Origin of the sequence: Ancylobacter tetraedralis (assembly GCF_014195655.1) — a bacterium.
GTDB lineage: Bacteria > Pseudomonadota > Alphaproteobacteria > Rhizobiales > Xanthobacteraceae > Ancylobacter > Ancylobacter tetraedralis.
The window spans coordinates 354,150-377,551 of record NZ_JACICD010000004.1; the positions used below are offsets into that span (position 1 = coordinate 354,150).

The following is a 23,402-nucleotide window of genomic DNA, read 5'->3' on the forward strand; positions in this document are numbered from 1 at the left end:
TTGCGATTATCTTTTTGATCTATGAAGCGACGATATGCCACTCATTTCGTCCGAGCACGGACAACAAGCTGCACCGACCGGCGGCCGGCTCTTGGGAAACAGCAAGAGGCTTTGTCATGACGATCATCAGGACCATGCTTGCGGCGTTCGCCGTCGCCGGTACCATGGCGGTTGCCGCGCTCGGCGGCCCGGCCCATGCCGACGACCTCGATGCCATCAAGCAGAAGGGTGTCATCCGCATTGCCATGAGCGGCGCCTACCCGCCGTTCAACTTCGTGAACGAGCAGAACGAGGTGGTCGGCTTCGACCCATCGATCGGCGAGGCCCTCGCCAAGCAGATGGGCGTGAAGGTCGAAATCATCACCACCGCCTGGGACGGCATTATCGGCGGCCTGCTGGCGAACAAGTACGACGCCATCGTCGGCTCCATGTCGATTACTGACGAGCGCAAGAAGGTCGTCGATTTCGTCGGCCCCTATTACAAGACCGCCCGCGCGGTGTTCGTGAAGGATGGCGGCAAGATAACGGATTTCAGCCAGCTGAAGGGCGCCACCGTCGGCGCCACGCTCGGCGAGACCCATGAGCAATGGGCACGCCAGCAGGGTTGGAAGCTGCGCACCTACAAGGGGTTGCCGGAGCTCCTTCTGGAGCTGGACAACGGGCGCGTGGACGCCATTGTGACCGACGATATTCCGGTGCTGCTGGCGATGAAGACCGATGGCCGTACGTTCAAGGAGATTGCCATTCCCGGCAATGAGGGCGTGTCGGATCTGGTGGGCATCGCCATCCGCAAGAACAATCCCGAGCTGCACGAGGCCCTGCAGCAGGCGCTCGACAAGATCCAGGCCGATGGCACCTATCTGGCCATCGCCAATAAATGGGTCGGTGGCGACATTCGCTGACCTTCGGGGATGATCGGGTCGATACGATCCGTTCGATACGATCACGGTCGAACTTGTGAATCTGGGGCCGTTTCTCGATCCGGTGTTCCGCTGGATCGGCGCAGGCTCCACGCCAGCCGCCTCCGCCCCCGGAGAGCGGCTGGCCCCCCTGATCCGCTGGAGCCGCGTTCATGGATGTCGAGCTTCTGCTGCGGGTGTATCCCTTCTTCCTGAAGGCGGCGCTCGTCACACTCGAGCTGTCGGTGCTGTCGATCTTGCTGGGGCTCGGCTGTGGCGCGCTTGGCGCGGGCGCCCGGCTGTCGCGACACCGCGTGCTGCGTTTCCTGGGTGCCGCCTATGTCTCGGTGTTCCGCGGCACACCGGCACTGATCCAGTTGTTCATCCTGTATTTTGGCGGGCCGCAGATCGGTATCCAGCTCGACGCCTTCACCGCGGGTTTCATCGGGCTCGGCATCAACATCGGGGCCTATATGACCGAGACCATGCGCGGCGCCATCATCGCCGTCGACAAGGGGCAGAATGAAGCCGCCCGCACTCTCGGGCTCTCGCGCGGCCAGGCGATGCGGCGGGTGGTGCTCCCGCAGGCGATGCGGCTGATGATCCGCCCGCTCGGCGTTAACATCAACGCGCAGATAAAGGGCACTTCGCTGGTCGCGGCGATCTCGGTGGTGGAACTCACCTACACCGCCCAGCGCTATATCGCGTCCACCTACAAGCCATTCGAGATGTTCCTGCTGGCCGGCGTCATCTACCTCGCCATCATCTCGGCGACCGGCCTCGGCCTGTCCTGGCTCGACCGCCGGGCGGCGATCCGATGAGGGCGGGCGGCCCGGCCCGGGGAGGTGTGCGTGGGATTTGATTTCGCAGTGGTCGTTCCCTACCTCGGCAGCCTCTTCCAGGGCGCCGTCTGGACGGTGATCGTGACCTGCGCCGGCGGCGCGCTCAGCCTTGCCGGTGGCGTGGTATTCGCGGTTGCCGCGCTCTATGCCCCCTGGCCGGTGCGCTGGGGGATCAAGGGCTTCCTCTGGCTGTTCCGCGGAACGCCGCTCCTGCTGCAGCTATTCCTGATCTATTTCGGGCTGGTGGAGATCGGTATCGACCTCGACGCCTTTGCCGCCGGCATTCTCGGACTGGGCCTGCACTACGCGACCTACAATGCGGATGTGATTCAGGCAGGCATACTCGCCGTCGACCGCGGCCAGATGGAGGCCGGGCGCACGCTCGGGCTCAGCCAAGGCCAGACCCTTCGCAAGATCATCGTGCCGCAGGCGCTGCGCGACATGGCGCCTCCGCTCGGCAACAACATGATCGCGCTGCTGAAGGATTCGGCGCTCGTCTCGGTGATCGGGGTCGCCGAGCTGACGCTTTCCGCCCAGCTCGCCATCTCCCAGACCTTCCGGCCGTTCGAGTTCTACGCCACGGCAGGGGTATTCTACTACGTCATCAATCTGGGGCTCGAGGCGATCCTCGGCCGCATCGAACGCCGCACGCAGGTCGCGCGATGAGGTGTCGATGCAGGAAGCCCGACAGCAGGAGGTCCGGATGCTGAACGAGCGCCCCGTGATCGAGGTCCGGCACGCCCGCAAGAGCTACGGCGCGGTCGAGGTCCTGAGGGATGTCAGCCTCAAGGTACGCAAAGGCGAGATCGTGGCCATCATCGGCCCGTCCGGCTCGGGCAAATCGACACTTCTGCGCGCTATCAACAATCTCGATCCGCTCACCGGCGGCGAGGTGTGGCTGGAAGATACCCAGGTCAACGAGGCGCTGCCTCCGCGCCGCTACGAGGCGCATATCAACCGGGTGCGGCAGGACATCGGCATGGTGTTCCAGCACTTCAACCTGTTTCCGCACCTCTCGGTGCGGGGCAACATCACGCTGGCGCCGATGATGCTCAAGGGCATCGGCCGGAAGGAAGCGGACGAACTCGCCGAGCAGCAACTCGCCCGGGTCGGCCTGAGTGATCGCGTCGATTTCATGCCGAGCCAGCTCTCCGGCGGTCAGAAGCAGCGCGTCGCCATTGCCCGGGCGCTGGCGATGAAGCCCAAGGTGATGCTGTTCGACGAGGCGACATCGGCCCTTGACCCGGAACTGGTCGAGGAGGTCAACCTCGTAATGAAGCAGCTGGCAGAAGAGCACATGACGATGATCATCGTCACCCATGAGATGGGCTTCGCCCAGGATGTCTGCGACCGGGTGCTGTTCATGGATCGGGGGCTGGTGGTCGAGCAAGGCCCGCCCGACGTTGTCTTCCGCCAGCCGCGCCACGAGCGTACCCGCGCCTTCCTGCGCAAGCACCTTCAGCTGCGCGACTGACCGCGATCCGGCCGCTGCCGCCTGTCGGGGGCGTTCTGTTCGTCCACTGGTCGGTGGAATCGCATGCCGGGGGGAGGGCGTACCGCGCAGGCCGGCGAGGGTGGCGGAGCGGGAACGCGCGCGGCCTGTGCCGTCAGCCGTCAGCCGTCAGCCGTCTCGCCCCTGTCGGCGGACGGTGGCGAGATTGTCCTGCAGGCGCCGCGCCATGAGGCGCATGACGGACAGCGCCATGGGCGGGAATTCGGTGAGCAGCGCCAGAAACACGTCCTTGCGCAGTTCCAGGGCCTCGATCGGCGCGGTGGCAAGAATGGTCGCCGAGCGGGGGTCACCGGTGACGAGGCCCATCTCGCCGATGATGGCGTGTGGCACCACGCGCGAGGCACGGACCGGCGGCCCGCCATCGGTCTCGATCAGCACATCGGCCGTGCCCGACAGCAGGACATAGGCGGCATCGGCTTCGTCGCCCTGCCGGAACAGCACCTCCCCTTGGGCGAAGGTGACGCGCTCGCTGGTGAAGGCGAGCAGCTTGAGCTGCGCGATGTCGAGATCGGTGAAGATGGTGACCGATCGCAGGGCGCGGATTTCCTCCTCGCGATCGGGCGTCACCCCCGGCTCCGTCGATCCGCTCGCCGAAGGAGCCGGCGCCTCCTGCGGTAGCGCGGCCCCGGCCGCGTCCTGCACGCCGGCGAGCCGCGCGCCCGTGAACGCCACGGTCAGGTCGTAGCCGTGGTCCGGGCCGATATCGCCGCTGGCGACGATCAGCGTCCGGCCGGCCATCGCGGCCCGGATGCGGTCGAGGATGAGCCGCGCCTCGGTCCGGCTGAAGGCGCTCAGCGCATTGTTGAGGATGAGCAGTTCGGGCTGCTTGATGAGGCCGCGCGCCAGCGCCAGCTGGGCCTTCATGGCGGGAAAGAGCAGGCGCCCGCCATAGCCGGCCGGCTGGTCGAGGCCGAAGCGATAGACATCGGCGTCGAGGGCGAACTCTTCCAGCGTGTCGCGGATCGCCTCGTCGGCCGTCTCATGCGCCAGCAGCCCGAACAGCAGGTTGTCGCGCAGGGGCGCGGCGGCGCAATAGCGCTGGGGATCGTAGAAGACGATGGAAGGCGCGGGCTCCGGGGCGATCCGTTCGCGGAAGGCGGCCCGCGCCGCCAGCAGCCGGCCCTCGATGGCGCCATCCAGCAGGCCGAGGCGATGGCGCGGCTCGATATAGAGAAAGGCCAGCCCAATCAGTCGCGTGTGGTCGGCCTCGGCGGCGGCGCCGGCCTCGAAACGCGCGAGCAACTCGCGGTAGCCTTGCAGGTCTTCCGCCGCGATGAAGGAAAACCGCTCGAACAGCACATGGCCGGGTGAGAGGTCGCGGAAGATTTCCAGAATCGTCGCCGCCATGCGCCGGCCGATGCCGACCAGCGGCTCGACGAGGTCGAGGCCGGCGAGCACGGAGCGCAGCGGCGCGTGGTCGGCAAGGCGCTCGCCGATCAGCGCGGGATCGCTCGGCACGCCGAACAGGATGTTCTCGGCAATGCTGGCGTTGCGCGCATAGCGCGCGGGATCATACGGCTCGATCGCCGCCCCGGCGCCGCGCGCGGCGAGCTTCGCGCGAATGCGGCCGCGGATCTCGGGGGTGCGCGCCACCAGTTCGGGCGCCGCGTCGACATCCAGCTTGCGGGAGAGGCCGAGGCGGAAGACCGGTTCGGCCAGACCGACGATGCGCAGCACATCGAGCAGCTTGCGCGCGAGTTCGGCCTCATCGGCGGCCTGCGCGCGGGACGGATCGATCGACCAGCCGAGCGGGTGCGCGCCGCCCGTCTCCGCCCGCCGCAGGCTGTAGAGAATGTTGTCGCGCAGCGTGCCGTCGAGCACCACCGGCTCGGGCCCGACATAGGCGATCAGCCGCCCGCGCGTTGTACGCGACAGGCTGGAAAGCGCGACGCCGGCGAGGGTCAGCGTGCCCTCGCTCGCGCTCAGGCTCCCGCCCAGCAGTTGCGCGAGGACACCCGCTCCCTCGCTCGCCTCGCCGCGCAGGGCAATATGCTTCTGCAGCGGGAGCGACAGCGAGATGCGATCCAGCACGCAGTCGCCGGCCGGATTGACGACGGTGAGCGCGCGCGCGGCGATCCGTCCCGCGACCGGCATCCCCGGCAATTGGCACGCGGCAGCGTGGCCCGCCGCAGCCTGCATCCCCGCCGCCTCCTCGCCGCCCGCGCCATCGCCGGGGAAATCGTCGCCCTGCAGGCCGAAATGTTCGACCACCTGATGAAACTTCACCTCGACATCCAGCCGCTGCTGGTCCCAGTCGATGAGTTCCTTGATCGGCGAGGGCAGGTCGCGATAGGCGGCGATGACGGCGATGAGCTGGCCCAGATCCAGATGCCCGGTCAGCGCGAAATAACCCCCGACGGCGTAGAACAGGAAGGGTGTGATCTGCGCCAGCAGGTTGTTGAGCATCTTGACCGCGAATTTGCGCTCATACAGCCGGTAGCGGATGCCGAAGAGCTGCTCCAGCCGTTGCGCCACCTGTCCCTTCTCGACCGCCGCCGTGCCATGATTGGCGATCTCGCCGATGCTCTCCACCACCTCGCCGATCTTTCCGGCAAAGGCGCGCGAGACGATCTGGCGCTGCTTGCCCAGCCGGATCTGCTCGCGCCGCAGCCGGGGGATGATCAGCCCCTGCACGAGGATCATGCTGGCGGCGATCACCCCGAGCGGCACGTTCTGCACCAGGATGAAGGCCAGCGCGGTCAGCGCCTGCCCGCCGAGAAACACCGGCTGCACGAAAGCGTCGCCGACAAAGCCGCCGATCGGTTCCACCTCATCCTTGATGACGGTGGCCGCCTCGGACGGCTTGATGCGCTGGAGTGTCTCGGGCTTGAAACTCAGCAGGGCGGAGAACAGGTCGAAGCGCAGGCGCTGCAGCAGCCGCTCGCCCAGCGCTCCCTTGCGCATGTTCACGACATATTTGAACAGCCCGTTGATCAGCACCAGCAGCAGGAACAGGCCGGACAGCGCGAACAGATAGGACAGCCGGTCGAGCCACAGCCCTTCGAACAGCGTGCGCGGGCCGCCGAGGCCTGCCGGCAGGTTCACCGCGACATGGAACAGCCGGGCGATGGACTGGCCGTCCGGGAAGGCACGCCCCTGCAGCGCATCGGCGATGATGTATTTCGGAAGGTCCAGAGATAGATAGTAGAAGGGGAGAGAGAAGAGAACGACGGCAAGTATCTTGATCTGCTCGCGCTTGCTGTTCTTCCAGATATAACCAAAAATATTGATCATATCTCTATTGCTTCGTCATGCAGCCACGGGCGCCGGCCGGGACAGGCGGCCGCACATGGACCGGCGGGCGATGCGCCCTCCCGGCGGTCGGCTCTCCAGCGGAAGACCCTGCAAATGCTCCACGGCGCATCTTCCGTTCCGCGCGGCTTTACCGGAGCAGGATATCAGATGAACGCGATGCGTGGCAGCGAAAGCGGCTGTCGCGGAGACAGTGTATATATGCCGTAAGGGAATATATTCCGGCCGGCAGCGTTCGCGGGATGCTTTACAGAACAGGCCGGCGGCCGCATGCTCGGGCTGTGCCACCATGGCGCGCGTGACGCTATTCGCGGTTGGGAGGAGGCTCTGATGACGGTGAGCGTCAAGCTGATCGCGGCCGGCTCGCCCAAATGGGTGGTCGTTCACGACATCGCGCAGTTTCTCGATCCCGTGGAAAAATACGATGGAGACCTCGCCGGTTCAGGCGAGGTGTCCTTCACCATCCGGGAAGAGGGAGGGCTCGGCGGGCTGCTGAAGGGCCGGCTGCGCCTCCGCGCCGCGCGATGGCAGTCCGGCCCCCGGCCGGTGGACGGCAATGGCTGGAAGGAGACGGAACTGCCCATCCTCGACGATGGCCGACCTCTCGAAATCGATGACAGCTTCGTGCTGCGCGAGGAAAAGCCCGACACCAAGACCCGCAGCTGACGGCGCCGCCTTGCCGCCACGAGGCTTGCTGGCAAGAGGATTGCTGGCAAGAGGTTTGCAGGCGCGGGCTTGATGGCGCGCGTCGGCGGGAGCCACGCGCGCCATCGGCACGTTCACCCGCCGCTGCGGTTGAGCTTCCCGCCGCGATGGGCCAGTTCCATGTGGTTGCCATAGGTGTTGGGCGGCCGGTTGCCCGGCAGGTTGGCCGTCAGCACCAGATCCTCGGCCAGTCCGACGGAGGTCGCCACTTCGAGAAGCATGGTCTTGGCGGTGATGCGCCACATCTTGTAGGGCGGATTGAAGCCCTCGAAGCCGCAGCCCTGCGCGTTGGCCTCCTCGCTGGCCGGCGCGAACAGCAGGAGGCGCGGCTTGTCGAAGCGGTAGCAGCCGCCCTCATAGGCATAGCCATAGGCGACGATGATCGAAACCCGGTCGCGCTCCACCGGCTTGGTGCCCAGCGCGTCGCCGGTCTTCTGCACCAGAAGGCGCAGCGCGATGGTGGATTGCTGCACCGTGACCTCGGAATCGAAGGGGATCTCGGCGAAATCGTGCTTGTCGTTGAGCTTCACCCCGTAAAGCAGGATCTCGTTCGGCTTGTACACGGGCGCCCCTGACGGCGCGGGTATCATCTCGGATGGCATGGTGGTCGTTCCTCCGTTGTTTCCGCACGGACCTGCGGTCCGTTCCCCCTCAAAGGCGTGAGACCGCGGCTCCCTCCGGCGCCTAGAGAATGCCGCGCCAGGCGAAGCAGACTTCGAAACGATCGGCGAAGCGCCGCGTGGCGCTGGCGTCGGCGACATCGATCATCGCCTCGGCGGCCGCGGCGAAGGTCAGCCGGGCGGGATCGAGCACGCGCCATGAGCCCGCGAGCACCTCGCCGAGAATATCGCGGGCCTCCTCCAGAATAGATTTCACCGCGAAATGGCGCCGTTCATAGTCGCCGAGCGAGGCGGAGAGTTCCTCCTCCAGCCGCTCCTCCGACAGTTCGTTGCGCAGGTTCCAGAACTCGCGCGGATCGAGATCCGACAGGCCGCGCTCGAACAGCAGCACCTGGTAGATCTCGATCAGCGCATCGAACAGGGCACCGGCAAAGGGTTTGGACCGGTCGTGCACCTCGCGGCCGACGTCAGCCATGGTCAGCGAGTGGTTGAAGCGGCGCACCTGCTGCTCGTCGCTCAGCTCGGCGAAGCGGTCGAGTTCGTTGGTCAGCAGCAGGTTGCCGCGCGTGCGCCGCAGGATGAGGTCGAGCGAGGTGTCGAAATGCAGCAGACCGATCAGCGCGATGAAGTCGGAAACCGCCTCGTGATAGGCGTAATATTCATGCGGCGGGTTGCGGCTCGGCAGGCCCATCGTGCCGAACAGCACGAGATGGCCAATCTCATGCGCCACCGCGTCGAAATTGAGCGCGAAGGGCTGCGGCTCGCCGCGCGAGGCATCCTCGCCCAGTTCGAGAAAGCCGAAGCCCGATTGCGCGTTGCTCCAGCTCAGCCGCGGCACGATTTCCAGTCGCGGGTAGGTGGACTGGAAGAACCAGGGAATTTCCGCGCCCCAATAGCTCTCGCAGATGTCGAGCACGCGCCGCACGCAGGCGAAGACATGCGCCGCCTGAAACTCCCGCGAGCCGATGGCGAGATGATCGAAATGCCCGTCCGGCCCGGCGCTGGCGGGCGGATGCAGGCCGCCGGAAAAGGGCGGGAGATAGGGGTAGAGGTAGGGCGTCTTGGCGCTGATGGGATCGACCACATACATGCGCCGGTCCGCCGGCCCGGTCGTCACGCCGCCCAGCGGTGTCGAGAGCCACACCATCTCCGGCCGCTCATAGCCGGGGATGAAGGGAGGCTGCGGAAAAATGAGGAAACGCGTGCCGAGCCGGGCGATGTCGGCCCGCCTGTCCGAACGCACTGCGTTCTCGCCGTACATCGGTGGCCTCCACCCAGCGTTGCGACATCTTGCACAGCAATGGCGCCGGTGTCACGACGCGACTTCACTTTGCGGAAAGCCGGTGCCGCGTGAGGCTTGGCGTGGGAGGCCGCGGCTGGCCAACCGGCTCTACCGGAGGAAGTCGTCGGGCCGCAGGCCGGCGGCATCGAGGTCCTGCGCGAAGGCTTCCGTCATGCGGAAGGCCGGGCGATGGGCGAGCGGGCGCAACAGGTAGGGCGCGGCCGCCAGCCGGCGCAGGAGTCCGAGCGCATCCGCCCGCTTCTGGTCGATCGCGTTCGTGGGCCACCACTGCTCGAACCGATCCAGCCCGGCCCTGTCCGCATCCTTTAGCGCGAGGCGGGCCGCCGCGATGATCGTGGGGTAGTGGCGATCGATGAAATAGGTCGCGCGCGCCGCCGCCTCCAGCGCCCGCTGCTGCTCGCGCGAGACGATGCCGGCGCGGCGGGCGGCGCGCAGGGTCAGGCGGATGTTGATGAGCGCCTCGCTCAGCGAGCCGGCACCGAGTTCGAGCGGCATCATCGCCACCGCCACCTCGTCGTCATCGGCGAGCGGCGTGAGGGCATACCAGCGATAGATGACGCCATGGCCCTGCATGCCGACCGCGCCAAGCTCCGCCGCCCGCAGCGCGCCCATGCTCGCCGCGCCGAATACCGGAATGCCCTGCGCGAGCGTCCAGAGAATTTCCTTGTGCCGCACCGCCGGCACGCGGGCGAAAGAGCCGTCGATCAGCACCACCGCGCGCGGCCTGTCGTCCCGCACGGCTTGTGCCAATGCGCCCTGCTCGGCGGGCGGCAGGTAGGTGGCATCGAGGCACGCTGCCGCCTCCTCGTGCGGCAAAGTGGGGCCGAGGAAGACGATGATGTCGCCCGACGCGGTCATGACGTCGCCGGCGCCGGGCCGTGGCGCAGCGGCGGCACCACGAGGCGGATCACCTCCACGCCCGGCACGTCGAGAGACAGCAACGGCACGACCAGCGCGGCCTTGGCGCCGGCCTTGTGCAGGGCCTCAAGCAGACGGTTCAACGCCGGCGTGGGGCCATCGGGCGCCGCCACCTCGCGTGGGGGCGGGCAGGGGCGGGCGACCTTCACGATGCGGCGGCGCCACGCCTCAAGACCGGCGCGGTCGTGCCGCGCGGGGTAAAAGCCGCGCGTGATGTCCTCCCGCGTGCCGGCAATGGCGGTGGCGCGCGCCTGGCAGGCCTCCAGCAGCGCCTTGGCCAGCGCGCCATCATGGGTGAAATCGCAGCCGAAGCCCTCGCCCGGCAGCGGGGCGAGTTCCGCCGTGCCCGCATTCTCGACCACATGGCACCAGTAGACGGGAAGGCCGTGATCCGCCTCCACCCGCCAGATGCCGGCCACGAGCCCCGCCGCGTGGATCCGTCCGAGGAGGAAGGCGGATAGCGGCCAGCCGATCGCCGTACTGTCCAGCTGCGAGCGATCGAAGAAGCCAGGCCGGCGCGCGGCATCGGCGACGCTGGCGCGTTCCAGCACCTCCAGGCCGGCATGCAGGATCGCCGCGTGCAGTGTGCTCCCCGCCGCCAGCCCGGTCGTGGTGCGGGGAAAGGCGACCGGGTGCGGGGACGGATAGGTGTAGATCGTATCGACCAGCGCCGCCGGCACCGGCCGGCTCCTGCCGGCGAGCAGGTCCCAGCCGTCGATCCAGCCGAGCGCGATGCGGTCCCAGCCGGCATCGCTGCGGTTCAGCAGGCTGCCGGCGTAGAGCGCGCGCAGGTCGCTTTCCATGTCGGTGGCCGCCCGGCTGGTGAGCCGCGACGGCGCGATGGTCTCGCTCGCCCAGCTCTCCAGCGCCTCCATCAGCCCGGACGCTGCCGCCCTGAGGGGATCGAGCCCCTTGCCCTGGCAGACGGCATTGGACAGGGCGAGGGGGCGAACCACCTGCGTGACCGTGATGCCGATGCGGTCGAGCCGCGTGATCGAGCCGAGCCGGGTGATGCCGAACTGGCGCCGCCGGGCGAGCAGGCCGCTCACCAGCGCTCTCATTCGGGCGTGGGCCTCCTCCGCTGCCGGCACGCGTTGCCGGCGCTCGTCGGTCAGGGTGCCGCTCACGCCGAGGGGGGAGAGCGGCTCGGCTCTCATCACGGCGAGGGCCCCGTGACGGGGCCGGGCGGTCCGCCGAACGCATCGATATCGGCATGGGCGCGCCGGACCAGCGCCACCGCGCCCTGGCTCTCCGCCAGTGCCACGGCGCGGTGAAGATCGAGCAGGGTCTCGTCGGCGCCCGCTCCCAGATGGCGACGCAGCCGGGCGCGCCGTCGGTAGAGCTCGGGCAGCCAGAACACCTGCCCGCTGCGGCTGCTGCTGGCGATCGCCTCCTCGACGATGGCGCAGGCCTGGTCATATCGGCCGGACTGCGCCAGCAATTCGGCTTCCATGTCGCGATAGATGGGCAGGTTCTCCTCCGTGCCGATCTCCCGCTGTAGCGCGAAGCCTTCGTTGAATTCGGAGACGCCGGCGTCCAGCGCGCCAAGCCGCGCCTGCGCCCAGCCGCCGAACAGCTTTGCCTTGGCACGGCCTCCCGGCAGGGCCCGCTCCTGCGCGATGGCGCTCATGCGCGCGGCGACCTTGATCACGCGGGGAAAATCGTTGGTGAAGCGGGCGAGGCCGACCGCGTAGTCCAGCGCGTGGAACAGGCTGTCGGGATGGTCGATCCGCTCGGCCCAGTCCAGCGCCGCCGCCATGGCGCGCGCCGAGCCGGCTTCATCGCCGGTGAACCAGGAGGAGAGCGCCCGCTCGCCGAGGCCGCACACCCGCGCATCATGCCCGCCATAGCGCACGCGGCTGAGCCGGGCGCGCGGCTCGTCATAGAGTGCCAGCCCGGCCTCGACGCAATCGAGGCAATAGGCGTGGCGGCCGGCATCGAAATTGGTCGCCCAGGCGCAGTGAAAGGACTGCAGCCGCACCTCCGGGTCGGCCGTCGCCTCAAGGTCGCGCACCACGATATCCGAGCGTGCCTTCTGCGCCTCGTAATTCGGCGCGGTGAACCACCAGCCCCAGTAGAGCGGAAACCATTGCGCCCGGTCGCGCGTGGCCGAGGCGCTGCACAGCGCCACGCCCTCGTCATAGACCGCGCTGGCCTGCGGTGAGCCGCGCCCGAACAGCGCCGCCGCGACGGGACCGCGCGCGGAGAGCAGTTCGAGCCGCAGGTCGCGGGTCCGTTCCGCCGCCATGTCGGCCAGCTGGCGCTGGGCGACATTCAGCAGCCGGTCGGCCTCCAGCATGGCCGAGCGGGCAATGCATGCCATGGCGGCGTTGATCGCGCAGCGGGCCGCATCGAGCGGCCGGTCCGCCTGCTCATAGTGCCAGGCGAGCGCATCGTCGGCGAGCGGGGGCACCGCGCCGGTGCTGACGAGATCGATGATGCGGGCATGCAAAAGGCGCCGCTCGGCCTTCAGCAGGCTGTCATAGGCCGCTTCCTGGATCAGCACGTGGCGGAAGCGGCAGGCTTCCGTGACCCCGGAGGGTTGGGCTTCGAAAATGCCGGCCCGCACCAGTTCGCGGACCGCCTCCTCCGGCAAGACCGGCAGCGCGGGCCCATCGAGGATGCGGGTCAGCAGGCCGAGGGTGAAGGCGCGGCCGATGACGGCGGCGACCTGCGCCAGCCGGCGCAGCGGGCCCAGCGCCGACAGTCGGGCGGCGATGAGATCCTGCAGCTTGAGCACGGTGCCGCCCGGCAGCGCGTCGTTCCAGTCGGTCGGCAGCGAGCGGCCTTCGGCCAGCTGCTTCTCCATCGTCTCCTTGAGCAGCGAGGTGAGCTGCTCGGCAAAGAGCGGCACGCCATCGCAGCGCCCGTGGACGAAGGCGGCAAGCCCCGGGGGCAACGATGCCGGCAAAGGTTCGGCCGGCGGCGATCCGGCGGGGAGTTCCCCGGCTGGCCGCGCCGCGTTCCAGATCGTTTCCAGCAGCTGCGAGGTTTCCTCGGCTTCGAGGCGCGACAGGGCCAGCGAGGACACGTTCGGCCCGGCGAGCGCATCGCAGGTCGCGCGGTCGCGGGCGGTGACGAGCACCAGCACGGGCAGGTCGGCGATAACCCGCGGCAGCCGCGCCACCACCGCCCCGGTCAGGCTGTCCGCCCAGTGGAAATCCTCGATGACGACGAGGCACGGGCCCGGCTGCCCACACAGAAGCCGCAGCACGGCATCCTGGCCGCGGGCGCGTATTTCCTCCGCCGTCAGGTCCAGCCCGTGCGGACCGGATGATTGCGTGACCCGTGGTTGCGGCGCGGGCGGCTGGTGGCCGGCCTGCTGCCCGCAGAGAAAGGCGATGATCGCGGCATCGTCGACGGAAATCTCGAGATTCCGGTCGTGCAGGCCGGCACGCACCTGAGCCGCCGAAAGCGCGCCGTCGGCGGTCGACCCAAGGCCCGGCTCCAGCAGATCGAGAAACGGATGGAGAGGGCGCGTGTCGCCGCGTGGCCGGCATTGCAGCAGGGTGACGGCATGGCCCGCCTCGCCCAGTTCGGCGCGCAGTTCCGCCACCAGCCGCGACTTGCCGATGCCGGCCTCGCCATGCAGCACCAGCAACTGCCCCTTGCCCGCGCGCGCCAGCGCCCAGTGGCGGCGGCAGGCCTCCAGTTCCTCCTCGCGGCCGATGAGGGGCGCGCCCACGCGGCGGCTTGCGGTGAACCGATCCGGCGTCGGCCGCCGCGCGCGGGCGCGCCAGAGGCTGATCGGCTCGGAAAAGCCGCTGGGCAGCCGCTCGCCGAGCGGCTCGAAGTCGAACGCCCCGGCGGCGAGGCGATAGGTGGAATCGGCGACGACGACCGAATTGGGCGCGGCATCCGCCTGGATGCGGGCGGCCAGCGCGGGGGCGATGCCGATGATTTCCGCCTGTCCCGGCAGCCCGGTGCCCTTGGTGGCGGCCACCACCACCATGCTGGTGGCGATGCCGATGCGGATCATCAAGGGCGTGCCCTGCTCGCGCTGCTGTCTTTCGCAACGCGCGATCAGATCGAGGGCGGCGCCGACGGCGGCCTCCGCCGCATCCTCCAGGGGAACCGGGAGCCCGAAATAGGCGCATCCCCCATCGCCCTGCAATTGCTGAACCGTGCCGCCGAAATGCTGGATGGCATCAGCGGCCGCGTGGTGCAGCCTCCGCTGCATCCCCCCGAACTCTTCGGGATCAAGGCGGTTGAGCAACTGCACCGAGCCGACGATGTCATAGAAAAGGGCCGTCACCTGCAGGCGTTCGCCTGACAGCGAGCTCGATCGCGACGTGATCTCGCGTGCTGGCGTCATTGGTGAACTCCGAGACGCGGAACGGATCCCTCCCGCGCATACTAGCCCATGCCGCCGCGGCAACGCGACAGCTTTGATTCCCGCCCCGCTTTCGAGGCTGCGGCGGGCGAGGGAGGGCGGCGATCACCGCGTGCGGGTTCCGACAGGGATACCGCCAGAGCCTGCCGCGCGCGGCGGATCGCGCGATTGCCGACATCACCCATCTCGTTGATTGCAAAAGAGGCTTTTGCCAATCTGCATAAAAATGCACCGTCGATCTTGTTGTACGCTTGAATAACTGGTTCACACAGGGCAACCTGAGGATGTCGGAGCGGCGCGGGAACCGGTGGATCGTCCGGCGATCCCGGTGTCGCGTGTTCCGCCGGAGCCGGGTCCCCAGCAGCGAAAGGTGTGGCATGCGCGAGATGTCCCAAGGCCCGGCGGCGGCGAAACGCCCGGCGGCGGCGAAATGCCCGCGATGACGGAGCGCGCCGAGGCCATCGCCGTCCGGGATCTTCGCAAGCGTTTCGGCGCACTGGAGGTCCTCAAGGGGATCTCGCTCACCGCCCATGAAGGCGACGTCATCGCCATCATCGGCGGCTCCGGCTCCGGCAAATCCACATTCCTGCGCTGCATCAACATGCTGGAAACCCCGAGCAGCGGCTCGGTGGCGATCCGAGGCGAGGCCATCGCCCTCAAGGGCGACGGCCATGGCGGCCTCGCGCCGTCCAACCGCCGGCAGGTGCAGCGGCTGCGGGCCCGGCTCGGCATGGTGTTCCAGAGCTTCAACCTCTGGCAGCACATGACCATCCTCCAGAACGTCATCGAGGCGCCGGTGCATGTGCTCGGCGTGCCCAGGGCCGAGGCCATGGAGCGGGGCGAGGCGCTGCTGCGGCGTGTCGGCCTGTTCGAGAAGCGCGACGTCTACCCCTCCTTCCTCTCGGGCGGCCAGCAGCAGCGGGCGGCGATCGCCCGGGCGCTCGCCGTGCAGCCGCACGCCATGCTGTTCGACGAGCCGACCTCGGCACTCGACCCCGAACTGGTCGGCGAGGTGCTCGGCGTGATCGGCGACCTCGCGAAGGAGAAGCGGACGATGATCCTCGTGACGCACGAGATGAAATTCGCCCGCAACGTCGCCAGCCACATCGTGTTCCTCGCTCAGGGGGTGATCGAGGAACAGGGGCCGCCGGAGCAGATCTTCGGCGATCCCAGATCGGAGCGGCTGAAGAAGTTCATCAGCTCCGTTCACTGAAAAGCTCAAGAACCAGAGGGAAAACGATGAAGCACACCGTCAAGACGATCGTCGCCGCCGCCATCCTCGGCCTTGCCGGCGTCTGCGCCGCCGCCGCCGAGCCGGTCAAGGTGGGTGTCGCCGCCGAGCCCTATCCGCCCTTCGCCTCGCCCGATGCCTCCGGCAAGTGGGAGGGCTGGGAAATCGAGTTCGCGCAGGCGATCTGCAAGCAGGCCAAGCTCGACTGCGTCATCACCCCGGTGGCCTGGGACGGCATCATCCCGGCGCTCACCACCAAGAAGATCGACATGATCGTCGGCTCGATGTCGATCACGCCCGAGCGCCTGAAGACGATCGATTTCTCCAACAAGTATTACAACACCCCCACCGGCGTGATCGGTCCCAAGAGCGAGACCTTCACCGCCACGCCCGAGGGCCTGAAGGGCAAGACCATCGGCGTGCAGGTCGCCACCATCCACCAGGATTATGCGAACAAGTATTTCGCGCCCGCCGGTGCCACGGTGAAAGAATACCAGACGCAGGACGAGGCCAATAACGACCTCGCCGCCGGCCGTCTCGACGCCGTGCAGGCGGATGCCATCGCGCTCACCGATTTCCTGAAGACCGACCAGGGCAAGCAGTGCTGCGAGCTGAAGGGCAACGTGAAGGATGATCCGGCCGTTCTCGGCGCGGGCGTGGGCGTGGGCCTGCGTAAGGGCGACACCGAGCTGAAGGACAAGGTCAACGCGGCGATCAAGGCGATCCGCGCCGACGGCACCTATGACGCCTTCTCGAAGAAGTATTTCGACTTCGACGTCTACGGCGGCTGATCCACCCGGGGCGGGCCGGCCGCGCGCGCCGGCCCCTTCCTCCAGGGCGAGGGAACGCCATGACGGCAGACGTGATCAACTGGGGCCTGCTGGCGCTGGAGCCGCCGGGCTGGGGCGGCGTGCTGCTGGCCGGCCTGTTCAACTCGATCAAGATCGCCATTGGCGGCTATTCGCTCGGCCTTGTGCTCGGCACGGGTGGCGCCTGCGGCAAGCTCTATGGCGGGCCTGTCGTGAAGGACCTGATGGAGATCTACACGACGCTGGTGCGCGCCGTGCCGGAGCTGGTGCTGATCCTGCTGCTCTACTATGCCGGCACGGATGTGCTGAACCGCGCCGCCGCCGCGCTCGGCTACGGCACGGTCAACATCAGCGGGCTGGCGGCCGGCATCTTCGTCATCGGCGTCGTGCAGGGCGCCTATGCGACCGAGGTGCTGCGCGGGGCGATCCTCGCCGTACCGGCCGGGCAGATCGAGGCGGCGCGCGCCTATGGCATGTCGCCGCTGCTCACGCTTCGGCGGGTCACGCTGCCGGCCATGCTGCCGCATGCCATTCCCGGCCTTTCCAACCTGTGGCTGATCTCCACCAAGGATACCGCGCTGCTGGCCGTCGTCGGCTTCAGCGAACTGACGCTGGTGACGCGGCAGGCCGCTGGGGCCACCAAGGCCTACATGCTGTTCTTCTGCGCCGCCGGGGCGCTCTACCTCCTCCTCACGCTCGTCTCCAATCTCATCATCCGCTTCATCGAGGCCCGCGCCCGGCGCGGATGGGCGGCGCCGTCATGAGAGCGCAGGAGAGGTCGCGCGAGGCCGCCTCGCTCGTCGAGCTGCCGCCCGAGGAGACAACCGTCGATGCCATGGCGCTGACCCACCTGCCGAGCGCGCGAGGCTTTCTCAAGCCGCACCGCATCGTGCTGATGGCCATCGCGGGCGGGCTCGTGTTCTGCGCCATCTGGTTCCTGCGCTGGGACTGGCTGCCGCAATATGCCGGGGCGCTGGCCTGGGGTGTCGGCGTTTCGCTGCTGATGCTGGCCTCGACCTCGATCCTCGGCTTCGCCTTCGCGGTGCCGATCGGGCTGGTGCAGGTAACGGGGCCGTGGCCGCTGAAAGCGCTGGCGCAGGGGTTCTGCACCATCATCCGCGGCACGCCGCTGCTGCTGCAGCTCTGGCTGCTCTATTACGGGCTCGGCTCGCTGTTTCCGCAATTTCCGGCCATTCGGCAATCGTTTCTCTGGCCCTATCTGCGCGAGGCCTGGCCCTATGGCGTCGCCGCGCTGACCTTCTCCTTCGCCGCCTATGAAGGCGAGGTGATGCGCGGGGCGTTCGCCGGCGTGCCGCGGGGTGAACTGGAAGCCGCCCGCGCCTTCGGCATGAGCCGCTGGAAGCTGTTCTGGCGCATCTGGCTGCCACGCGCCGTGCACCGGGCGCTGCCGACGCTCAATGGCGAAACCGTGCTGCAGCTTAAGTCGACGCCACTGGTGGCTACCATCACGGTGATCGACGTCTATGCCGTGGTGTCCAAGATCCGGCAGGTGACCTATCTCACCTATGAGCCGCTGCTGCTGCTGGCGCTGATCTATCTGCTGCTCACCGCTCTTCTGGTGGTGGCTTTCCGCTATTTCGAGAACAAGATCCCGACCCGAAGCGTCTGAGATGCAGGAGTGCCTGACATGAACGTGCGCGCAACGCTCACCAACGCGCTCCCGGAACTCGTCGCGCTGCGGCGAGACCTGCATGCGCATCCCGAACTCGGGCTTGAGGAAGTGCGCACTTCCGAGATCATCGCCCGCGAGCTTGCCGCGCTGGGCTACGCGGTGACGCGCGGGCTCGCCCGGACCGGAATCGTCGCCACGCTGTCCAGCGGCACGAGCGGGCGCTCGGTGGGTATCCGCGCCGATATCGACGCGCTGCCGATCTTCGAGGAGACGGGGCTCTCCTATGCCAGCACGACGCCGGGGCTGATGCATGCCTGCGGCCATGACGGCCATACCGCCATGCTGCTGGGCGCGGCCCGCGCGATCGCCGAGCGGGGCAATTTCGACGGCACCGTCCATCTCATCTTCCAGCCGGCGGAAGAGAATTTCGGCGGCGCGAAGATCATGGTGGAGGAGGGGCTGTTCGAGCGTTTCCCCTGCGACGCGGTGTTCGCGCTGCACAACGACCCCGACCTTCCCTTCGGCCAGTTCGCGGTCAGGGAGGGGCCGATCATGGCGGCGGTGGATGAGTGCCGCATCAGGGTCAACGGACTCGGCGGCCATGGTGCCGAGCCGCAGGCCACCGCCGACCCCATCGTGGCCGGGGCGTCCATCGTCATGGCGCTGCAGACCATCGTCGCGCGCAACATCCACCCGATGGACCCGACCGTCGTCACCGTGGGCGCGTTCCATGCGGGGGCGGCCAGCAACGTCATCCCTGAGCGTGCCGAACTGGTGATCGGCGTGCGCTCTTTCAATCCGGCCGTGCGCGACGAACTGGAGCGGCGCATCCGGCTGGTCGCGCAAGGCCAGGCGGCGAGCTACGGCCTGAGCGCGAGCGTCGACTACCAGCGCAGCTACGACGCCACCATCAACCACAAGGCCGAGACCGATTTCGTGCGCGACCTCGCCATCCGCTTCGCCGGGGCCGGGCAGGTGAGGGACATGGCCCGCCCCAGCATGGGCAGCGAGGATTTCGCCTATATGCTGCGGGAGCGGCCGGGCAGCTATTTCTTCCTCGGCGCGCGCGCGTCGGAGGCGGATCGTCCGCTCCACCACCCCGGCTACAATTTCAACGACGACCTGCTGCCGATCGGCGCCGCCTTCTGGACCGAGCTGGTCGAGGCCTATCTGCCGCGCGCGTGATCGCGATCATCATGCCTGACCGGCCCGGCGAGGACGCTCGCGCGGTGTCGCGGCGTCGCTTCCGCGCGACCTGGAGACGGCGGCCGCGGCCCTTCGCCCGAGTGCCTGCGCCCTGCCAAGGCGGGGTTCGCCCGCGCATTCGCGCTGTTTCGTGACGTATCGGGGATAGATGTACCGTTGAATGGTAAGAAGAGACCATACTGACTGTAAATGAACATTGCTTGAAATCGTAATTCAAGGTAGTTTTAGGCAATTGTCGATGCGTGTCGACATTTAGCGTTCTTATATCTGTAAGATGAATGAATGTTCATCAAATACGATCGCTCAAAAAATAAAATAATTCCATGTGGGGGAAAGGTGAGCGATATTTCATGCCACGAGGTCTATCCCGTTCATTCGATCCGAAAGCGTTCCTCGCCAAAGTTGGCGACGGGCGCAGCATAATCACTTACAAAAAGTCGGACATTATATTCTCTCAGGGAGGGCCGGCGGACGCTGTCTTTTACATACAGAGCGGCAAGGCGAAGATTGCCGTCGTATCGGAGCACGGGCGGGAGGCCATTGTCGCCATTCTCGGGGTGGGCGACTTTTTCGGCGAGGGTTGCCTTGCCGGGCAGGTCCTGCGCATGGCGACCGTCACGGCGATGGCGGACTCGGTGATTTCACGACTGGAGAAGGCCACCATCCTCGGTGTCCTGCATGATGAGCCGGAATTCTCGGATCTGTTCATCGCGCATCTCCTGTCACGCAATATCCGCGTGGAGGAAGATCTCGTCGATCAATTGTTCAATTCAAGCGAAAAGAGACTGGCGCGGCTTCTGCTTCTTCTGGCCAATTTTGGCAAAGAAGGAAAGCCGGAGCCGATCATCATGAAGATCAGCCATGAAACTCTGGCGGAGATGATCGGAACAACGCGGTCTCGCGTAAGCTTCTTCATGAACAAATTTCGCCGCCTTGGGTTCATCGACTATAATGGACGCATCGAAGTTCATAGTTCCTTGCTGAATGTCGTCCTGCTGGACCAGCCGCGCATACGCGACCATTCCTTCAAGGAGGAACTCTCCGAGGAGTGACGCGGCCGCGCCGCGCCGTGCGATTTCGGCTGCGGGATGCGGCTATCCGGCTCTCTCCAGCATGGCGGATGCGTGCCGCCGCCCTTCCCCCTCGATGGACGCCATCGTGTGTTGCCCGGCGTCCGTGATGCCGGGATCATCCTTCATAAGGTCTCTCGCACGAGCCATCTCGCCGGAGAGCTTTGATGTCTGGCTGTCGCGCCCGATTATGTATCCATAAATCTGCCGATTATCGAGATATTGCCCTATCCCCTGCCTGCGGGCGCTTTCGGAAAAGACCACGTAGTCATCGCGAAGCGTCGTGTCCTGATACGACAGATTGTCCAGCATGTCGGCGCGGATGAGATAGCTGCCATTGACGACCGGCTGCTCCAGAACGCCGCAGATGGCGCGATTGAGAATGAGCGGATACTGGCCGCATTCCTTGTAGTAGCCGTTCGCATCAATGTCTGAATGGTAATTGGAATAGGGATCGGCCGGCTCGATCGCCCGCAGCAGCGGCGCGACGATCGGCAGATCCAGCGCCACCAACTCGCGCAGCGTGCCCGGCCGCAGGACGTGGCCGATTTCTGTGACGAAGCAGAAATCGCAGCCGGCCTCCACGGCTCGTCGCAGTCCGGCGTCGCGCAGACGCCCGAGGCGGGGGGGGCGGGAGCCGTCGCGCCGCGGGGCCATGGAGGCGTCGGGCGGCGCGCACGCGTCTTCGGCTTCGAATTCCACCCCGGCATAGAGAGCGCCCTTGAGCGCGATCCACGCCCGCAGCCGCGCCGCGGTGCCGTCCGTGCTGTCGGGCGTGCGGATCGACAGGGTGATGGCGGATTTTGGATAGTCGAGTGCCTCAAGGCGTTCCAGAAACAGCGGCACCAGGGCTTCCTGCTGGCTGGCGAGGAGGGTGACGAAGACGCGCGGTGCGCCCTTGAGGCGAGAGTGGAGCGCGCGCGGGGGCGTGAGGGCGTGCCGCGCGGCAAGGCCCAGCGCACCCGGCGCCGCCGGGGCGAGATCCCGCGGCAGCCCTTCGGCGGCAAGCCGGGCATTGGCGAGCACCCGCGCCACATCGGCGGGCGGCAGGTCGCCGGTGGCCAGGAGCTTCAGCGTCGCGTCGAGGCAGTCCCGCCGGCGGCCGCACCCATAGGCATTGAGTGAGAGTTCATCGAGCAGGCCGGTCTGGTAGATCCATGGCTCGACGAACAGGGCGCCGTTGGGCTGCGGAATGGCAAGCCCGCGCTGGGCGATCGCGTAGCCTTCCTCATAGAGCCCCTTCTGCCGGCAGAGGCGGCTCGCGCGATGCAGCGCCTCGGCGCGCGTGGACAGGGCGTCGCTGGCGCGCAGGCAGGCGTCGATCACCTGCCGCTCGGGGTGGCCGAGTGTTTCCATCATTTGCGCCGCGCAATAGAGGCTGATGAAAACTTCCTCCTGCCAGAAGCCGAGATCGGCCCGCAGCAGATAGTTGTCCAGCGCCTTCTCCCAGTTCCGGCAGTCGCGATAGCTTTGCGCGAGATAGAAGCGGTAGCGGGCGATGAGGAACGGGTTTTTCTCGGTCCGCAGCGCAGCCTCCAGCATGTCCGCGTCGCGGCGATAGGTGGTCGGGTCCTTGCGTCGCGCCCCGTCATGGTTGCGCCGCATGCTGATGGCGGGGATCTGCCCGTGCGGCGCGGCGCCCTCGCAGGTGAGATATTCGTGCAGCACGCCCTCATAGCGCCACGCCAGCGCGCTGCGCACCAGTTGCGGGCGCTGGTACACGAGGGATGTGTCGTGAATCGTCACCATGTAGGAATCGGCGGTGAGGGCGGGAAGCTCATCCCCCGCGCGGATCTGCAACGCGTCGTCGGCATCGATGATCAGCGTGTAGTCGCCCGGGCCGTGCGCCCTGGCGCGCGCCAGTTTCAGCGCCTCGGAGCGGTTATGCGCGAAGTCCCGCCAGGGGCGCTCGTGCAATTCGCCCGGCACGCCGCGCAGATGCTCGCGGATGATGTCCTGCGTGCCGTCGGTGGAGCCGGTGTCGACGATCACCCAGTAGTCGATGATCGGCCGAACGCTGTCGAGACAGCGGCGAATGACGTCGGCCTCGTTCTTGACGATCATGTTCAGACAGACCATCTGACCTGAAGCGTTCATCGTATTGTGCCTCCGTGCGCGGGGCTGGCGATGCGCCCGGTCCCGATGAAAGGGATGGTCATGACCGTCGCCGTGCGATGATGAGCCGACGGTGCCTCCTGTCCCTGTTTGGCGGCTGCCTGCTGCTGCCGTTCCGCCGGGTACCGGCGCGCGCCGATGCGGCTCGAACCGATGCCCGCTTCACCCTGCTCACCGCTCCGCTGCAACTGGGTGGCGACTGGGGCGGCTCGGCGAAGGCGGATGCCGCCGCCGTGATTGGCCGCATGCGCCTCGCCTGTCTGGCGGGGGTGGCGCTCGTCTCCGACCAGCAGCCCGAAAAACTGCGCGTCGACGACAAGCCGGGCGGCTACCCCTCGGTCTGGCTGCATTCGGAGGATCCGGCCACGGCCTGGGTCACGGTGATCGTCGGCCCGCGCGACTGGTGCAATCTCGCCTATCAGTTCGGCCATGAACTGGGTCATGTCCTGTGCAACAGCTGGAAGCCGGATGCCGCGCCGCGCACGCCCTGCCAATGGGTGGAGGAGGCGCTGGTGGAAGCCTTCTCCCTGCATGGGCTCGGGCGCCTCGCGGATGGATGGGCCCAAGAGCCTCCGTTTCCCGGTGATGGCGCCTATGCCGATTTCATCCGAAGCTACCGGGACACCCTGCTCGCCGGCTATCGCGCCACCGCGCGGGAACAGGGCATGGCGGCAGGCTTTGGTTCGTGGTTCGAGGCGCACGCGGTATTCTTCGAGGCGCATGGCGGTCTCGTCGATGCCAAGGGTGCGGTCTCGACCCTGTTCGGCGTGCTGGAGGAGGATCCGGCAGCCATCGCCGATCTGGGCGCGCTCAACCGCTGGCCGGAACGGAGCGGCATTGCGCTGCCGGACTATCTCCACCGCTGGGAGGAGAGTTGCGCGCAGGTGAGCGCACCCGGCCGATTGCCGCGCCGGATCCGGCAGCTTCTCGCCGCTGGATGAAAGACTGGCGCC

Annotated in this window: 19 protein-coding genes; 12 read left to right on the forward strand and 7 right to left on the reverse strand. The window is 67.3% G+C overall.

The features are described 5' to 3' along the window. Window positions 1–116 precede the first annotated feature (116 nt). The 4 genes from FHS55_RS12710 (at window position 117) to FHS55_RS12725 (ending at window position 3,215) form a co-directional block, all read left to right on the forward strand. Window positions 117–902: a transporter substrate-binding domain-containing protein gene (locus FHS55_RS12710; protein WP_183190116.1), complete on the forward strand. Its 786-nt coding sequence runs from the start codon at window positions 117–119 to the stop codon at window positions 900–902. Window positions 903–1,072: 170 nt separating this feature from the next. Beyond that, window positions 1,073–1,720 (forward strand): amino acid ABC transporter permease, encoded by a 648-nt coding sequence (locus FHS55_RS12715; protein ID WP_183190117.1) that lies wholly within the window; start codon window positions 1,073–1,075, stop codon window positions 1,718–1,720. Between the two features lie 30 nt (window positions 1,721–1,750). Beyond that, the gene (locus tag FHS55_RS12720; protein WP_183190118.1) at window positions 1,751–2,407 is read left to right on the forward strand and encodes an ABC transporter permease subunit; all 657 of its coding nucleotides are present in this window, start codon (window positions 1,751–1,753) and stop codon (window positions 2,405–2,407) included. A 37-nt stretch (window positions 2,408–2,444) separates the two neighbouring features. Continuing rightward, the gene (locus FHS55_RS12725) at window positions 2,445–3,215 is read left to right on the forward strand and encodes an amino acid ABC transporter ATP-binding protein (RefSeq protein ID WP_210286959.1); all 771 of its coding nucleotides are present in this window, start codon (window positions 2,445–2,447) and stop codon (window positions 3,213–3,215) included. 147 nt (window positions 3,216–3,362) lie between these two features. Here FHS55_RS12725 and FHS55_RS12730 read toward each other — a convergent pair whose 3' ends face one another. After that, the gene (locus FHS55_RS12730; RefSeq protein WP_183190119.1) at window positions 3,363–6,488 is read right to left on the reverse strand and encodes a cyclic nucleotide-binding domain-containing protein; all 3,126 of its coding nucleotides are present in this window, start codon (window positions 6,486–6,488) and stop codon (window positions 3,363–3,365) included. A gap of 348 nt (window positions 6,489–6,836) precedes the next feature. Here FHS55_RS12730 and FHS55_RS12735 point away from each other — a divergent pair, with 348 nt between their 5' ends. Next, window positions 6,837–7,172: a hypothetical protein gene (locus tag FHS55_RS12735; protein WP_183190120.1), complete on the forward strand. Its 336-nt coding sequence runs from the start codon at window positions 6,837–6,839 to the stop codon at window positions 7,170–7,172. A 113-nt stretch (window positions 7,173–7,285) separates the two neighbouring features. On the opposite strand, the gene FHS55_RS12740 is transcribed toward FHS55_RS12735, so the two are convergent. The 5 genes from FHS55_RS12740 to FHS55_RS12760 form a co-directional block, all read right to left on the reverse strand. Beyond that, window positions 7,286–7,774 (reverse strand): hypothetical protein, encoded by a 489-nt coding sequence (locus FHS55_RS12740; RefSeq protein ID WP_210286960.1) that lies wholly within the window; start codon window positions 7,772–7,774, stop codon window positions 7,286–7,288. A gap of 121 nt (window positions 7,775–7,895) precedes the next feature. Then, a complete protein-coding gene (locus FHS55_RS12745; protein WP_210286961.1) occupies window positions 7,896–9,092 on the reverse strand; it encodes a gluzincin family metallopeptidase in 1,197 nt (398 codons plus the stop codon). A gap of 129 nt (window positions 9,093–9,221) precedes the next feature. Beyond that, window positions 9,222–9,992, reverse strand: coding sequence for a TfuA-like protein (locus tag FHS55_RS12750; protein WP_183190122.1), 771 nt, complete (start codon window positions 9,990–9,992; stop codon window positions 9,222–9,224). Then, window positions 9,989–11,209, reverse strand: a complete 1,221-nt coding sequence (locus tag FHS55_RS12755) for a YcaO-like family protein (protein ID WP_246340141.1) — start codon at window positions 11,207–11,209, stop codon at window positions 9,989–9,991. Before FHS55_RS12755 ends, FHS55_RS12750 begins: the two co-directional genes overlap by 4 nt. Next, entirely contained in the window at window positions 11,209–14,367 is a 3,159-nt protein-coding gene (locus FHS55_RS12760) for an ATP-binding protein (RefSeq protein ID WP_183190124.1), read from the reverse strand. Before FHS55_RS12760 ends, FHS55_RS12755 begins: the two co-directional genes overlap by 1 nt. A 457-nt stretch (window positions 14,368–14,824) precedes the next feature. On the opposite strand from FHS55_RS12760, the gene FHS55_RS12765 reads away from it, so the two are divergent. From FHS55_RS12765 to FHS55_RS12790, 6 genes are all read left to right on the forward strand, one after another. After that, a complete protein-coding gene (locus FHS55_RS12765; protein ID WP_183190303.1) occupies window positions 14,825–15,598 on the forward strand; it encodes an ABC transporter ATP-binding protein in 774 nt (257 codons plus the stop codon). Between the two features lie 26 nt (window positions 15,599–15,624). Beyond that, window positions 15,625–16,407, forward strand: a complete 783-nt coding sequence (locus tag FHS55_RS12770) for a transporter substrate-binding domain-containing protein (RefSeq protein WP_183190125.1) — start codon at window positions 15,625–15,627, stop codon at window positions 16,405–16,407. 59 nt (window positions 16,408–16,466) lie between these two features. Beyond that, window positions 16,467–17,189 carry an ABC transporter permease gene (locus FHS55_RS12775; protein WP_183190126.1) on the forward strand — a complete coding sequence of 241 codons (723 nt, stop codon included), beginning with the start codon at window positions 16,467–16,469 and terminating at the stop codon, window positions 17,187–17,189. A gap of 71 nt (window positions 17,190–17,260) precedes the next feature. After that, window positions 17,261–18,055, forward strand: a complete 795-nt coding sequence (locus tag FHS55_RS12780) for an ABC transporter permease subunit (protein ID WP_246340142.1) — start codon at window positions 17,261–17,263, stop codon at window positions 18,053–18,055. 18 nt (window positions 18,056–18,073) lie between these two features. After that, window positions 18,074–19,243: a M20 aminoacylase family protein gene (locus FHS55_RS12785; protein ID WP_183190128.1), complete on the forward strand. Its 1,170-nt coding sequence runs from the start codon at window positions 18,074–18,076 to the stop codon at window positions 19,241–19,243. Between the two features lie 371 nt (window positions 19,244–19,614). Continuing rightward, window positions 19,615–20,316 carry a Crp/Fnr family transcriptional regulator gene (locus FHS55_RS12790; protein WP_183190304.1) on the forward strand — a complete coding sequence of 234 codons (702 nt, stop codon included), beginning with the start codon at window positions 19,615–19,617 and terminating at the stop codon, window positions 20,314–20,316. A 42-nt stretch (window positions 20,317–20,358) separates the two neighbouring features. Here the strand turns inward: FHS55_RS12790 and FHS55_RS12795 are convergent, their stop codons facing one another. Further along, window positions 20,359–22,431, reverse strand: coding sequence for a glycosyltransferase (locus FHS55_RS12795; protein WP_183190129.1), 2,073 nt, complete (start codon window positions 22,429–22,431; stop codon window positions 20,359–20,361). Window positions 22,432–22,508: 77 nt separating this feature from the next. Here FHS55_RS12795 and FHS55_RS12800 point away from each other — a divergent pair, with 77 nt between their 5' ends. Next, window positions 22,509–23,390 carry a hypothetical protein gene (locus FHS55_RS12800; RefSeq protein WP_246340091.1) on the forward strand — a complete coding sequence of 294 codons (882 nt, stop codon included), beginning with the start codon at window positions 22,509–22,511 and terminating at the stop codon, window positions 23,388–23,390. Window positions 23,391–23,402: the final 12 nt, after the last annotated feature.

Excerpts from the sequence above, each read along its gene's own strand:
- FHS55_RS12710 (WP_183190116.1), top strand. The coding sequence starts at position 117 with ATGACGATCATCAGGACCATGCTTGCGGCGTTCGCCGTCGCCGGTACC.
- FHS55_RS12715 (WP_183190117.1), top strand. The coding sequence starts at position 1,073 with ATGGATGTCGAGCTTCTGCTGCGGGTGTATCCCTTCTTCCTGAAGGCG.
- FHS55_RS12725 (WP_210286959.1), top strand. The coding sequence starts at position 2,445 with ATGCTGAACGAGCGCCCCGTGATCGAGGTCCGGCACGCCCGCAAGAGC.
- FHS55_RS12730 (WP_183190119.1), bottom strand. The coding sequence starts at position 6,488 with ATGATCAATATTTTTGGTTATATCTGGAAGAACAGCAAGCGCGAGCAG.
- FHS55_RS12735 (WP_183190120.1), top strand. The coding sequence starts at position 6,837 with ATGACGGTGAGCGTCAAGCTGATCGCGGCCGGCTCGCCCAAATGGGTG.
- FHS55_RS12745 (WP_210286961.1), bottom strand. The coding sequence starts at position 9,092 with ATGTACGGCGAGAACGCAGTGCGTTCGGACAGGCGGGCCGACATCGCC.
- FHS55_RS12750 (WP_183190122.1), bottom strand. The coding sequence starts at position 9,992 with ATGACCGCGTCGGGCGACATCATCGTCTTCCTCGGCCCCACTTTGCCG.
- FHS55_RS12755 (WP_246340141.1), bottom strand. The coding sequence starts at position 11,209 with ATGAGAGCCGAGCCGCTCTCCCCCCTCGGCGTGAGCGGCACCCTGACC.
- FHS55_RS12760 (WP_183190124.1), bottom strand. The coding sequence starts at position 14,367 with ATGACGCCAGCACGCGAGATCACGTCGCGATCGAGCTCGCTGTCAGGC.
- FHS55_RS12765 (WP_183190303.1), top strand. The coding sequence starts at position 14,825 with ATGACGGAGCGCGCCGAGGCCATCGCCGTCCGGGATCTTCGCAAGCGT.
- FHS55_RS12770 (WP_183190125.1), top strand. The coding sequence starts at position 15,625 with ATGAAGCACACCGTCAAGACGATCGTCGCCGCCGCCATCCTCGGCCTT.
- FHS55_RS12775 (WP_183190126.1), top strand. The coding sequence starts at position 16,467 with ATGACGGCAGACGTGATCAACTGGGGCCTGCTGGCGCTGGAGCCGCCG.
- FHS55_RS12780 (WP_246340142.1), top strand. The coding sequence starts at position 17,261 with ATGGCGCTGACCCACCTGCCGAGCGCGCGAGGCTTTCTCAAGCCGCAC.
- FHS55_RS12785 (WP_183190128.1), top strand. The coding sequence starts at position 18,074 with ATGAACGTGCGCGCAACGCTCACCAACGCGCTCCCGGAACTCGTCGCG.
- FHS55_RS12790 (WP_183190304.1), top strand. The coding sequence starts at position 19,615 with ATGCCACGAGGTCTATCCCGTTCATTCGATCCGAAAGCGTTCCTCGCC.
- FHS55_RS12795 (WP_183190129.1), bottom strand. The coding sequence starts at position 22,431 with ATGAACGCTTCAGGTCAGATGGTCTGTCTGAACATGATCGTCAAGAAC.
- FHS55_RS12800 (WP_246340091.1), top strand. The coding sequence starts at position 22,509 with ATGATGAGCCGACGGTGCCTCCTGTCCCTGTTTGGCGGCTGCCTGCTG.